This is a genomic window from Alteromonas sp. C1M14 (assembly GCF_018860965.1).
Classification (GTDB): Bacteria; Pseudomonadota; Gammaproteobacteria; order Enterobacterales; family Alteromonadaceae; genus Alteromonas.
Genome location: NZ_JAHKQF010000002.1, coordinates 395389 through 408405, shown reverse-complemented (window position 1 = coordinate 408405; position 13017 = coordinate 395389). Strand labels below are relative to the sequence as shown.

The window sequence follows — 13017 nt, the reverse complement described above, 5'->3', positions numbered from 1 at the left end:
AAACCTGAACTGACGCGGTTAACCGCGTCAGTTCTGTTAGTGGTGCAAGTTAGTCAACTTGCACAATCTTCATCGCGTTAGTCGCCCCAATTTTCTCCATTTCATCGCCATAGGTCATAATGACGCTATCACCTTGTGACACGACGCCAATGGCTTTAAGTGCCGCCATAGTGTCATGCTTTAATTGGCCCGGTTCGCTGTTGCGAGAATCGAAGAACACCGGTTGCACACCACGGTAGAGAGCCATGATATTTAGCGTGGCATGATGACGAGACATGGCAATAATGGGTAGAGAGGTGGTAATACGAGACATCAATTTCGGTGTATTTCCGCTTTCCGTTAACGCAACAATGGCTTTAATGCTTGGAAGGTGATTTGCGGCATATACGGCGGACAATGCCGTTGTTTCACTCACGGTAGAGAAAACATCGTCCATTCTGTGTTTAGACAGTTTGATACTAGGGTGAGTTTCTGCGCCTTCACACACTCTCGCCATTGCTTGTACGGTTTCTACTGGGAAGCTACCCGCCGCTGTTTCTGCGGACAGCATAACCGCATCGGTACCATCTAAAACCGCGTTTGCCACATCCATTACTTCGGCACGGGTAGGCATGGGGCTGTTTATCATCGATTCCATCATTTGGGTGGCGGTGATCACCACTTTGTTCAATTGACGAGAGCGGGAAATCAGTTTCTTTTGCTTGCCCACTAATTCGGCGTCACCAATCTCTACACCAAGATCACCCCGGGCCACCATTACCGCATCGGAGGCACTGATAATATCGTCGATGGCTTCGTCGGTGGCAACGGCTTCTGCGCGTTCAACCTTTGCGCAAATTAAAGCGCGGCAGCCTGCTTCTCTGGCCAGTTCTCGGGCGTAATTTAAATCTGCACCACAGCGAGGGAAAGAAACCGCTAAGTAATCCACATCTATCTTTGCAGCGGTTTTAATATCTTGCTTGTCTTTTTCGGTCAGGGCCTCGGCTGAAAGCCCACCGCCTTGGCGGTTAATGCCTTTATTATTCGACAACTTACCGCCTACCGTCACTTGGGTATGGACTTTTCTGCCTACCACATCCGTGACTTTAAGTTGGATTCGGCCGTCATCAAGAAGAAGAATGTCGCCGGCTTCCACATCATCAGGTAGCGCTTTGTAGTCAATGCCCACGGCGTGGATGTTGCCTTTATCTTTATCCATTTCTGCATCAAGCACAAATGGCGCGCCAACATCAAGATGAATGGCTCCCTCTTCAAATCGGGCAACCCGTATTTTCGGCCCTTGAAGATCACCTAAAATGGCGACGTATTTGTTTAGGTTTTTCGCTGCCTGACGAACTTTGTTCGCTCGTTCGATATGATCTTGGGCCTGACCATGGGAAAAATTCATGCGTACCACATTGGCGCCAGCAGCAATAACTGCCTCGATGGTTTCTAAGGTATCAGTGGCTGGACCTAGGGTGGCAAGTATCTTTGTTCTTCTAGTCATAATTATAAATCACTTAATCTTCGTCGTTATAGGATTAGCGTTATTGTTCGACAACATTGTTGAAAAAACGTTCTAATCTCGTTGCTGTAATAGGTTTACGTAATTTTATTACAGAATAGTAGTTCAATTTGACAAAAATGTGAATGCAAAGCGCTTTATTTGTTGCTGGCCTTACCAGTTGAAAAGGGGTAGGTGCCGCTCGAAAAAGCGGCACGAAATGGCTTAATCTCGTTTGTCGAACCGTGAACCCCGTAATGTATCTTTTACTCGTTTGAGGTTTTCTCTGAACTTATTACCTCTGCGCAACGTAAAGCCAGTAGCAAGAACATCAATTAACGTTAACTGTGCAATGCGAGATGCCATGGGCATATACATGTCAGTATCTTCCGGTACTTCCAAAGACAGTACATGAGTAGACTCTCTTGCTAACGGACTATCCGCTGATGTGATGCCAACCACAGTGGCGTCATTATTTTTCGCGATTTGTGCAATTTCTACAAGGCTTTTGGTACGGCCTGTGTGAGAGATAAGCACCACCACATCTCCGGCTGAACAATTCATGCAGCTCATACGTTGCATTAATATGTCTTCAAAGTAGACCACAGGAACGTTGAAACGGAAAAACTTGTTTAACGCATCGTGGGCAACTGAAGCAGAAGCGCCGAGCCCAAAGAAGGAAATTTTCTGGGCTTGGGTGAGTAGGTCGACTACGCGGTTGACGGTGGCAACATCGATGGATTGCTTTGCCACTTCCAGTGAGGCCATGGTGGATTCAAAGATCTTGTTGGTGTATTCACCAGGGCCATCGCTTTCATCCACATGTCGGTTAACGTATGGTGTACCATTAGCTAGGCTTTGAGCTAAATGCAGTTTAAAATCTGGGTAGCCTTTGGTGTCAAGTCGGCGACAAAATCGGTTGACCGTCGGCTCACTGACATCCGACATTTTTGCCAAAGTTGCTATACTCGAATGAATCGCCGTTTGTGGATTAGCAAGTATAACCTCTGCGACTTTTCGTTCTGATTTGCTGAACACAGCTTTGTTTTGAGTTATTTTTTCAAGAATATTCATACAGATATAAAAAAGTAGGGTAAAATTGATGTCATTAATTCCCTCTATACTACCCGTTGTGTACCGGGTGACAAGAAAAATGTAATTTTTTGACAATTAAAGCGGTTAAATGGTGGGTATTCAGGTAAAAAATACCACTCTCGTGGTGCGTGGCTTACAAAAGTTGTAATTTTACTACATTTGGTGTTAACTATGTGCCTCAAAATCGGGAACAGTGAACGGATGTTGCCTGTCTGAATACTTGTTCTTTCAAATTATCATTAAGAAAGGTCGACGAATATGGTAATGGATAATTCCTTTGAACCCTGTGATTTTGTGCTTTTTGGCACCCTCGGGGATCTCTCACGACGGAAACTATTGCCGTCCTTATACCAGCTTGAAAAAGCTGAACTCATTCATCCTGAAACTACCATCATTGGAGTAGCTCGCCAGGAAATGGAAATTGAGGACTACAAAAAAGAAGTCCGTAAAAATATTGAAAAGTTTGGTGAAAAAAGTATCTGTGAAGAAACATGGAAACGTTTAGAAGCCCGACTTAACTATGCATGCGTTGATATGAAAGCCATCGAAACCTATTGTGTGTTTGATGGCTTGGTGGATTCTAATCGCACCATGGTTTGCTACCTTGCTACGCCGCCTTCTATTTATGGCGATATTTGTCGTGGCTTGCACAACTGTAACATTATCGACAGCTCTGTTCGGGTGGTGCTTGAAAAGCCCATCGGGCACGATTTACATTCTTCAAAAACCATCAATGATCAGGTTTCAGAATATTTCCACGAATCCCAAATTTATCGTATAGACCATTATCTGGGTAAAGAAACGGTTCTGAATCTTATTTCTCTTCGTTTCGCAAACTCTATTTTTGCCACCAATTGGGATCACAATTCCATCGATCATGTACAGATTAGTGTTGCTGAATCTGTGGGCATTGAAGGTCGCTGGGGCTACTTTGACGATGCGGGACAAATGCGCGATATGGTGCAAAACCATCTGTTGCAAATTTTGAGTTTGGTTGCCATGGAGCCGCCCGCAACATTAGATGCCGATAGCATTCGTGATGAAAAACTTAAAGTACTCAAAGCCCTGCGCCCCATTAATGTGACCAATATTAATGATGCCACGGTAAGAGGCCAGTACACCGCCGGGTTTGTTAAAGGTCAGGAAGTACCTGGGTATCTGGAAGAAGAAGATGCCAACACCAAAAGCCGCACCGAGACTTTTGTGGCAATCAAAGCCGATATCGACAACTGGCGTTGGGCAGGTGTGCCTTTCTACTTGCGTACCGGTAAACGTTTACCGACTAAAGTGTCTGAGGTTGTTATTTATTTCAAACGTCAGCCTCATAATTTATTTAGTGACAGTTTTCAGAATTTGCCACCTAACAAATTAGTGATTCGTTTACAGCCTGATGAAGGTGTAGAAATCACAGTGATGAATAAGGTGCCAGGATTAACCAGTTCAGGCTCGATGGATTTGCAAAAATCCAAACTGGATTTGAGCTTCTCTGATGCATTTGGTGATGAGCGTATCCCTGATGCCTATGAAAAACTGTTGTTGGAAGTCATGTTGGGTAACCAAGCACTCTTCGTACGCCGTGATGAAATTGAACAGGCGTGGACTTGGGTCGATTCAATTTTAGAGGCATGGAAACACAACAATGAACCTCCTGAACCGTATCAGGCAGGAACATGGGGGCCTGTGGCGTCTATTGGTCTGTTAGCCCGGGCAAACCGTAGTTGGTATGAAAGTAAAATAACCCGGAAGAAAAAATAACATGGCATTGATTACAGAAGCATTTGATACACCCGAGGGGTTAACTGACAGCTTCGCATCAACCTTGATTGCTCTGCTTGAAGCCGCGATAGAAGCCCGAGGTCGGGCGAGCTTGGTGGTGAGCGGTGGTCGTACGCCGATTGCTTTATTTAAACAACTTAGCCTTAGTGATATTCCTTGGAGTCAGGTGGATATTACCCTCGCTGATGAACGCTGGGTTGATGAAGAAGATGACGCAAGCAATACAAAGTTAGTGAAAGCGCATTTGCTGCAAAATTATGCGAGTAAAGCGAATTTCGTTACTTTAAAAACCGCAGATAAAGACGCTAACGAGGGTATCTCGGAAGCGGAAAGCCGCTTGTCTAGTCTTTCCCAGCCGTTTGATGCGCTGATATTGGGTATGGGAGAAGACGGTCACACGGCTTCGTTGTTCCCTTGCTCTGAGCAAATTAAAGATGGGCTGAATCTGTCTAGCGGTATGGTTTGTATTGCCGTCCAGCCGCAAACTGCACCGCATCAGCGGATATCGTTGACACTGCCAGCGCTATTGAATAGTCGCAATATCTTCCTACATTTGACCGGCGAGAAGAAAAAAGCCGTTCTTGAAGATGCCATTGCCAACGCGACCGAAATCGAAAAACCCATTACTGCCGTTATTAATCACGCAGATGTAACGCTAATGTGGGCACCTTAGGAGAAGTGTATGAATTCTCAAATTGCTGAAATTACGCAACGAATTATTGAACGCAGTACAAAAACCCGTAAAGCGTATTTAGATAAAATTGATAAAGCACGCCGTGCAGGGCCACATCGTGGTGTGTTGTCTTGTGGTAATTTGGCTCACGGCTTTGCGGCTTGTGGTACGGAAGATAAGTCTGATCTGCGTTCCATGACGAAAGCAAATATTGCCATTATCTCTTCCTATAACGACATGTTATCGGCCCATCAACCTTATGAAGCTTATCCTGCAATTCTTAAAGAAGCTATTCGTGAAGTAGGCAGTGTTGCCCAGTTTGCCGGTGGCGTACCAGCTATGTGTGACGGTGTTACACAGGGTAATCCTGGTATGGATCTTAGCCTGATGAGCCGTGATGTCATTGCCCAAGCTACCGCTGTAGGCTTGTCACACAATATGTTTGACGGCGCATTGATGCTGGGTATTTGCGATAAAATCGTACCGGGTTTATTGATGGGATCATTGGCGTTTGGTCATTTACCCACGGTATTTATACCCGCTGGCCCTATGCCTTCAGGCTTGCCGAATAAAGAAAAGGCACGGGTTCGACAAGAATTCGCGCAAGGAAAACTTGGCCGAGATGCACTGTTAGAAGCTGAATCCCAGTCCTATCATTCTGCCGGTACTTGTACATTCTACGGTACTGCAAACTCCAACCAGTTGGTTGTTGAAACCATGGGGTTACACTTGCCCGGTTCTTCGTTTGTGAATCCAGGCACGCCGTTACGAGATGCTTTAACCCGTGCCGCAGCGGTACAGGCCACCCGATTAACGGATTTAAGCGACAATTACTCGCCAATAGGTCACATTGTTGATGAAAAAGCCATTGTCAATGGCATTGTCGCGTTGCTTGCAACCGGTGGGTCAACGAACCATACCATGCACTTAGTTGCCGTTGCTCGCGCTGCAGGCATCATTATCAACTGGGATGATTTCTCTGACATTTCTAACGCAGTGCCGTTGCTGACCCGTATTTACCCTAATGGCTCAGCCGATATCAATCACTTTGTGGCTGCTGGCGGTATGGCGCTGCTGTTTAAGCAACTTTTAGATGCTGGTTTGATCCACAACGACGTGAAGACGATTTGTGGCGATGGCTTGGACCGTTATACCAAAGAGCCTATCTTAAACGATGGCGAGCTTGAATGGCGAGATGGGCCTGTCAAATCCCATGACAAAGAAGTCATCGCAACGGTAGACGAACCGTTCAAACCTGATGGCGGCGTGTGTGTATTAAAAGGTAATTTAGGCCGTGGCGTAATGAAAACCTCAGCGTTACGCTCTCCAGTTTGTCACATTAAAGCGCCGGCTGTGGTATTTGAAGACCAATTCGAATTAGATGCCTCCTTTAAATCAGGTGAACTGGATAAAGACTGTATCATCGTAGTGCGATTCCAAGGGCCTTCAGCCATTGGTATGCCAGAACTTCATCGTCTCACTCCGCCATTAGGGGTACTTCAGGACCGCGGCTTTAATGTGGCGCTAGTGACTGACGGTAGAATGTCTGGCGCCTCTGGTAAGGTGCCGGCCGCTATCCATGTCACACCAGAAGCCTATAAAGGCGGTTTGTTAGCGAAAGTACAATCTGGCGACATGATCGAGTTAAACACGGTTTCCGGCGAACTCACACTGTTGGTTGACGAAGAAACCCTATCGGCACGCTCGCCTGCTGAGGCTAACCTTACTCATCATCAAATCGGTATGGGACGGGAAATGTTCTCAGGCTTTAGAGCCATCCTTTCTGGCGCGGAAGAAGGGGCATGTTCGTTGTTTGCTGATCAGGAGCAAGCGCTATGACCCAAAGGTTTGTCGCCGATGTCGGCGGCACCAACATTCGGTTGGCGAGAGTAACGGAAAAGGGCGTTGATAATATTATCAAATATCAATGTCGGGATTTCGCCAGTCTTGATGTGGCCATAAAGCAATATTTCACCGATTTACCTCAATATACCTTCAGCCAAGGTTGTATTGCCATTGCCTGTCCGGTTTTAGGTGATGAGGTTGTGATGACAAATCATAGCTGGGCATTTTCCCAACGTGCCCTAAAAAAGCAGCTTAATTTGTCCCATTTATTTGTTATCAACGATTTTACCGCTGTTGCCCATTCTTTACCGGTACTTGATAGCACACAGGTGATACAAATTGGTGAAGGCACCCCGGTGGAAAATGGCAATATTGCTGTTTTTGGCCCAGGTACGGGCTTAGGGGTAGAGCATATCACCATGACCTCCTCGGGTTGGCAAACACTAGATGGCGAAGGTGGTCATGTAGATTTTGCTCCGGTTGATGAGGTGGATGTGGTGATTTGGCGCTACTTGCAATCTCAGTTCGCCAGAGCGTCGGCGGAAGAAGTGATGTCTGGTCGGGGAATACTAAATATATACCGCGCACTCGCGACGGATGCTAACGCAACGGTGCGTTTTAGCGATCCGGCGGACATTACCGAAAACGCCATGCAAGGACAGTGTGATATTTGCGTGCGCACTGTGTCTCAGTTTTGTCGGATTATGGGCAGTTTTGCCGGTAATCTAGCACTGAATATGGCAACCACCGGCGGCGTTTTCATCGGCGGCGGCATTGCGCTGCGCTTTGCCGATTATCTTAAATCCAGCGACTTTCGCCAGCGATTCGAAGATAAAGGACAAATGAGCCATTACGTTAAGCCTATTCCTACGTACCTTATTGCTGAACCTGATCATGGATTATTAGGTGCGTCTGCATATTTGAAACAACATACTGCGAGTTAATTATGACAACGAATTGGAAATATTCACCGGCGGACATTTTTGCAGCTGGCCCTGTGGTCCCGGTTTTAGTAATCAAAGATGTGGAAAAAGCGGTACCACTAGCAAAAGCATTGATGGCGGGCGGGATCAAAGTATTGGAAGTGACCCTTCGTACTGCGGTTGCCTTGGAAGTCATTAAAAAAATCGCAGATGAAGTCCCTGATGCTATTGTCGGCGCAGGCACAGTAACTAACGCCCAGCAACTTAAACAAGTGGTTGAAGCGGGAGCGAAATTTGCGATTAGTCCTGGTTTAACAGCTCCTCTGTTGAAAGCAGGTGCAGAAGGAAACATACCATTAATTCCTGGTATATCTTCGATTTCTGATCTAATGACAGCGAAAGATGCGGGTTATGATCATCTTAAGTTTTTTCCAGCTGAAGCCTCAGGTGGTGTGAAGGCAATTAAATCTATCGGCGGTCCGTTCCCTGATGTGGCTTTTTGCCCAACAGGGGGAATTGGCCCAGGTAATTATAACGATTATTTGAGCTTACCGAATGTACGTTGCGTGGGTGGTTCATGGTTAGCGCCAGACGACGCCATTGCCAACGATGACTGGGATGCCATTACCCAACTGGCTAAAGATGCATGCGCAGGTGCAAAGTTAGCATAAATTACATGGGTAAAGCGCCAAGCTAGATTGTAAAACCGCGTTCACTTAACGCGGTTTTTTTTGCATAAAATATCGGTAGGCTATTCGATTATTTTCTTTTTGTGCGAAATTTAACCCCAGTTGAATTAACCTAGGATCCTGGACATATTGTAACCCCTGCTTTAACACCGAAAGCGCATCGTCAGTACGCTGAATATTATCCAGTGCTAATGCGTAGAGATACCAGTTTTGCGCATTATTAGGCGCAAGCTTGGCTGCCTTTTCAAACGCCGTCACAGCTTTTGTCTTTTGTTGTTGTCGAATTAAAAACAGACCATAACTGTAATGGAGTAAAGGGTTGTCAGGCAACAGTGTTAACCCCTGTTGTAATACGGCTTGCTCTTTTTCTAACTGGTGTTGTGCTCGGTAAATTTCCGCCAAATTGATATAACTGGCTGCAAAATAGGGGTCAATACGTAGACTTTGCTGAAGCAAGGCTACTGCCTGCTTATTGTTTCCTTGCTGGAAATGTAGCAAGCTTTGGTTGAGGTTGCCCTCGCCACGCCACTGATTGACTGCATTTGCTTGGTAGAGTTCCTTTAACGCAGAAAGGTAGGCCTCATCTTTTAATCTAAGTCCCACAAGGTGAGTAGCCGCGGCCACCCGTATCGCCCGGTATTTGTCTTTCAACAGCAAATGATAGCTTTTTAGTCGCTCTGTGGGGGGAAGTAATTGCCCTATTTGTGCTACCGCGAGTCGAATAAGTGGCTCGGGATGGGTAATTAGAGCGGCAACCTCTTGATCATCTAAGGCTTGTACCACCTGAGGCAAGTAGGTGATCACTGTGGCCCGTTTTATGACAGGTAAATCTTGTGCGCTGATAAGCGTAAATACCTGTTTTTTTGTTAACTTAACGCCGTCCATTAATGCCATGTAGCCCTTTTCATTTACGCTGGCAGGGCGTTGACGGACTGGATGCCATTGGTTAATGGCGTTATCGGCCCACCCATTGGTTTTCTCGGCGTGGCAATTTAAACAGGCGTTGGGACTACCGGTTTGTTGACTGCTTTGAGGGTGGGGGACGCTAAAACTATGATCTCGACGTGCATCTACGCCCATGAAGGTAGTCTGTGGCATATGACAATTCACGCATTGGCCTGCCGCGCTATCTAGCGGATGATGGGTGTGCGCAGTGGTTTGATAGGCGGCAGGTGCATGGCACTGCAGACATAACCCATTACCTTCAACTTTTACCTTCATAGTGTGGGGGTTGTGGCAATCGAGACAATTCACGCCAGCTGCAAACATTTTACTTTGCAAAAATGAGCCGTAGACATACACCTCTTCTTTAATCTGACCATCCGCATGATAAAGAGGAGGGGTAAGAAATGTAGGGCTAAACTGGTCTAAAAAGGCGCTGTTAGGGTCAATACCGTCACCTAGCGGAGAGCGAAGTGAGTGACAACCAAAACAGGTCTCCATAAAAGCATTGTCTCGTGGTGGACCCTGCCAATGGGCAATGTTTTCCCCGTTCGACCTAAGCCATTGTCCAAGGGCTTTTTGATCATGCTTGCTTATTAGCGAAGGGGATGTTGATTTTGTTTGTGACCCATGGGCGGACATATCACCATGGCAAGATTGACAAGACACATTGATTTGAGAAAAGTGAGTATCAAATTGATTGGTACTGCTACTGAAGTTTCTTTTTAGCCCTGAAGAATGACAATCGGCACACATGCCATTCCAATTTTGTAGTGGTTGCTGCCAATGTAGACGATCGGCCTTTTGAATATCTTCATCAGGGTGTAAGGGATACCATTTTTGTCCGCCTTCTGTGTCAGGACGGGCGTCCCATGCGAAGGGAAATACCTGTAGTTTGCCATTATTTCCCGGCACCAAATACTCTTGTAATGGATAGTGGCCAAAGACGTACTTTACGGTATAACGCGTGGTTGTGGTGCCTTCAGTAAAATCAATAGTGAAGGTATCGTTTTGTTTTTGAAAGTGGGCGGTCTGACTAAAATGGCTAACGGTAACATCGTCGAAATTTGCCAACACCGTAGCCGGGCTCGCTTGGGCCATGGCCTTGCCGTGATCGGATGCTTGCCATTGTTGAACGATGTCATTATGACAGGACTGGCAGGTTTTAAATTCTTCACCCTTTGCAGAAAGTGATGACGTTAAAAGTAGCAGCAACAGAGCAAAATGACGTGTACACAGAAAGGTGAATAGGCGATATATCAAAAGGATACTTCCATGTGGCTGGTAATTTATAAAAATTGGCGCGCCACACTTGTAAATATTATGTTACTTCATGATACCGAGTATTCGCCCCGTTGTTAAGTGCCGCTTATCCCATCATGAAGTGATTGAAGGGGAAGGACGAAACGACTGTGTAAGATGTCGTTAAAGCCCAGCCACAATTTGTGTCATTAAATGATCTTGCCCTGGCGCTAAAGTAATGCCGTTGGTAATGGCTGTTTCTACGCACAACATATGCTTAAAGCCAAAGGCATCCATGTCAGCTATAGATGCGGCGCCTTGCCACGGATTCCAGACCACCATGGAATCATTCCCCATAGAGGTTACCCGTGTTAGGGGGATATTATTGTCTGCAATGGTTACATCCGGTGATGGATGCTGATGAATACGATCGGTTTCGCCTTCAATGATATAGTGAGTAGGAGAGGGCTTTACTGCCCAGCTTTCTAGCTTGTCTTTGTAGTCGCCTTCTATACCCATTATGGAGGTTTGAGTGATATCAGGTACAGCAAAGTAGGTGTGAAGCGCGCCATTAAACGTGAAGGGAACCACGCCGCTATTTTGCGTGCGTAGTGTAACGGACAACTGTTTACCTACCAAAATATCGTAACTGACTGTGCAGTCGTATTCGAAGCCTTCGCCACGGCTATACGAGGGGCTAAGTACAATACGGGTGCCTGCCTCGGTCTCTTCGGTAAGTTGTATTTGCCATACTTGGGTGCGCAGAAAACCGTGGGAAGGCAACGTGCCTTTCTCTTCACCGTGATCGTCGGAAAACCACGGCCAACAGATGGGGATACCACCGCGAATCGGGCGTTCACCATTTAAATAGGCATGGGGGCTAAGCCATAACCGATTTTGATTGTCGGTTTTAGGAGTAAACGATAGTACATGGGCGCCATACAAACTGATACGGCTTGAGGCAAAGGCATTTTCCACATTAAGAAATGTAATTCCCGCCGATTCTTCCACGGTGATAGTGGCTGGCAAACTCATGATATGTCTCCTTGACAAAAAATCTCTTCGCTTTTCATTGTGCATGGAAAAGAAAAAAGGTGCGATAACTAATCGCACCTTTTCGTTGTTTAAGCGACCATGGCGGACTACTTAGAAATGTGCTCGACGAGATCCAATACCTTATTGGAATAACCCCATTCGTTATCATACCAAGAAACCACTTTAACGAAGGTATCGGTAAGTGCTATCCCTGCGCCTGCATCGAATATGGAGGTGCGCGCGTCGCCAAGAAAATCGTTAGAAACCACCGCTTCTTCGGTGTAACCCAAGATACCTTTAAGATCACCTTCAGAAGCGCTTTTCATTGCTTCGCAAATGGCTTCATAGCTAGCAGGTTTGGCTAGGTTAACGGTTAGATCCACAACAGAAACGTTAGGTGTAGGCACGCGGAACGCCATACCGGTTAATTTTCCGTTAAGTTCAGGAATCACTTTGCCCACAGCTTTTGCTGCCCCGGTGGAAGAAGGAATGATGTTTTGGCCTGCACCACGACCGCCACGCCAGTCTTTATGGGACGGCCCATCTACTGTACGTTGCGTGGCCGTTGTGGCGTGTACGGTAGTCATTAACCCGTCGACAATGCCGAATGTATCATTCAATACTTTAGCAACGGGGGCTAAACAGTTGGTGGTACAAGATGCATTAGAAACAATGCTTTCATCGTTATAGTCTGTGTGGTTAACGCCCATCACGAACATTGGCGTGTCATCTTTCGATGGCGCAGACATTACCACTTTCTTAGCGCCAGCTTCGATGTGCGCCGATGCTGTTTCTTTAGTTAAGAATAAACCGGTGCTTTCAACTACCACGTCGACATTGACATCACCCCAAGCCAAATCGGCAGGATTTTTTTCTGATGTAATACGGATAGCTTGTCCATTAACCACTAACTGGTTGTTGTCAATGGCAATGTCACCGTCAAATTTACCGTGCGTAGAATCATACTTCAGCATATAGGCGATGTAGTCAGTGTCGAGTAAGTCATTAATTGCAACAACTTCTAAATCATCACGCTGCTGTGCTGCGCGCATTACTAAACGACCGATGCGTCCAAAACCATTGATACCGATGCGTATTGTCATGTCATACCTCTAAAATTTGGTACTGGTGAAAAAAAATTACGTAAAGTATGGATCAAATTGGCATAATTGGCAAAGTAAAAAGCCAATAATGTTGCAAAATTACAATATTAAGCTATGTCATGCTTATCGGTTTCTACTACTACCTTTTTGGCCGAAAATGGTCAAAAATACCCTGTTGACTTGAATGACTGGAACAATTCCACCATAGTCA

General features: G+C 46.0%; 10 protein-coding genes. 5 read left to right on the top strand and 5 right to left on the bottom strand.

Annotation, left to right across the window (positions count from 1 at the left end):
• Positions 1 to 49: 49 nt before the first annotated feature.
• Together pyk and KO501_RS02325 are read right to left on the bottom strand one after the other, a co-directional pair.
• Entirely contained in the window at positions 50 to 1486 is a 1437-nt protein-coding gene (pyk, locus tag KO501_RS02330) for a pyruvate kinase (RefSeq protein WP_216028028.1), read from the bottom strand.
• 222 nt (positions 1487 to 1708) lie between these two features.
• Positions 1709 to 2557, bottom strand: coding sequence for a MurR/RpiR family transcriptional regulator (locus KO501_RS02325; RefSeq protein WP_216028027.1), 849 nt, complete (start codon positions 2555 to 2557; stop codon positions 1709 to 1711).
• Positions 2558 to 2836: 279 nt separating this feature from the next.
• Here KO501_RS02325 and zwf point away from each other — a divergent pair, with 279 nt between their 5' ends.
• Genes zwf through KO501_RS02300 form a run of 5 tightly spaced genes read left to right on the top strand, consistent with a single transcriptional unit; the run spans position 2837 to position 8466 of the window.
• The gene (gene zwf, locus KO501_RS02320) at positions 2837 to 4333 is read left to right on the top strand and encodes a glucose-6-phosphate dehydrogenase (RefSeq protein WP_216028026.1); all 1497 of its coding nucleotides are present in this window, start codon (positions 2837 to 2839) and stop codon (positions 4331 to 4333) included.
• Between the two features lies 1 nt (position 4334).
• On the top strand, positions 4335 to 5027 hold the full coding sequence (gene pgl / locus KO501_RS02315) for a 6-phosphogluconolactonase (protein WP_216028025.1): 693 nt from the start codon (positions 4335 to 4337) through the stop codon (positions 5025 to 5027).
• Between the two features lie 9 nt (positions 5028 to 5036).
• The gene (gene edd / locus KO501_RS02310) at positions 5037 to 6866 is read left to right on the top strand and encodes a phosphogluconate dehydratase (protein ID WP_216028024.1); all 1830 of its coding nucleotides are present in this window, start codon (positions 5037 to 5039) and stop codon (positions 6864 to 6866) included.
• Positions 6863 to 7816, top strand: a complete 954-nt coding sequence (locus tag KO501_RS02305) for a glucokinase (protein ID WP_216028023.1) — start codon at positions 6863 to 6865, stop codon at positions 7814 to 7816. Before edd ends, KO501_RS02305 begins: the two co-directional genes overlap by 4 nt.
• Positions 7817 to 7818: 2 nt before the next feature.
• Entirely contained in the window at positions 7819 to 8466 is a 648-nt protein-coding gene (locus KO501_RS02300; protein ID WP_216028022.1) for a bifunctional 4-hydroxy-2-oxoglutarate aldolase/2-dehydro-3-deoxy-phosphogluconate aldolase, read from the top strand.
• Positions 8467 to 8511: 45 nt separating this feature from the next.
• Here the strand turns inward: KO501_RS02300 and KO501_RS02295 are convergent, their stop codons facing one another.
• The 3 genes from KO501_RS02295 to gap all read right to left on the bottom strand — a co-directional run bounded on the left by KO501_RS02295 (position 8512) and on the right by gap (position 12806).
• The gene (locus tag KO501_RS02295) at positions 8512 to 10689 is read right to left on the bottom strand and encodes a tetratricopeptide repeat protein (RefSeq protein WP_216028021.1); all 2178 of its coding nucleotides are present in this window, start codon (positions 10687 to 10689) and stop codon (positions 8512 to 8514) included.
• Positions 10690 to 10851: 162 nt separating this feature from the next.
• Positions 10852 to 11703, bottom strand: coding sequence for a D-hexose-6-phosphate mutarotase (locus KO501_RS02290; protein ID WP_216028020.1), 852 nt, complete (start codon positions 11701 to 11703; stop codon positions 10852 to 10854).
• Between the two features lie 107 nt (positions 11704 to 11810).
• Positions 11811 to 12806: a type I glyceraldehyde-3-phosphate dehydrogenase gene (gene gap / locus KO501_RS02285; protein WP_216028019.1), complete on the bottom strand. Its 996-nt coding sequence runs from the start codon at positions 12804 to 12806 to the stop codon at positions 11811 to 11813.
• Between the last annotated feature and the right edge of the window lie 211 nt (positions 12807 to 13017).

Bases quoted from the DNA above. Each gene is read 5' to 3' on its own strand.
- pyk (WP_216028028.1), bottom strand. From the start codon at position 1,486: ATGACTAGAAGAACAAAGATACTTGCCACCCTAGGTCCAGCCACTGAT.
- KO501_RS02325 (WP_216028027.1), bottom strand. From the start codon at position 2,557: ATGAATATTCTTGAAAAAATAACTCAAAACAAAGCTGTGTTCAGCAAA.
- zwf (WP_216028026.1), top strand. From the start codon at position 2,837: ATGGTAATGGATAATTCCTTTGAACCCTGTGATTTTGTGCTTTTTGGC.
- pgl (WP_216028025.1), top strand. From the start codon at position 4,335: ATGGCATTGATTACAGAAGCATTTGATACACCCGAGGGGTTAACTGAC.
- edd (WP_216028024.1), top strand. From the start codon at position 5,037: ATGAATTCTCAAATTGCTGAAATTACGCAACGAATTATTGAACGCAGT.
- KO501_RS02305 (WP_216028023.1), top strand. From the start codon at position 6,863: ATGACCCAAAGGTTTGTCGCCGATGTCGGCGGCACCAACATTCGGTTG.
- KO501_RS02300 (WP_216028022.1), top strand. From the start codon at position 7,819: ATGACAACGAATTGGAAATATTCACCGGCGGACATTTTTGCAGCTGGC.
- KO501_RS02290 (WP_216028020.1), bottom strand. From the start codon at position 11,703: ATGAGTTTGCCAGCCACTATCACCGTGGAAGAATCGGCGGGAATTACA.
- gap (WP_216028019.1), bottom strand. From the start codon at position 12,806: ATGACAATACGCATCGGTATCAATGGTTTTGGACGCATCGGTCGTTTA.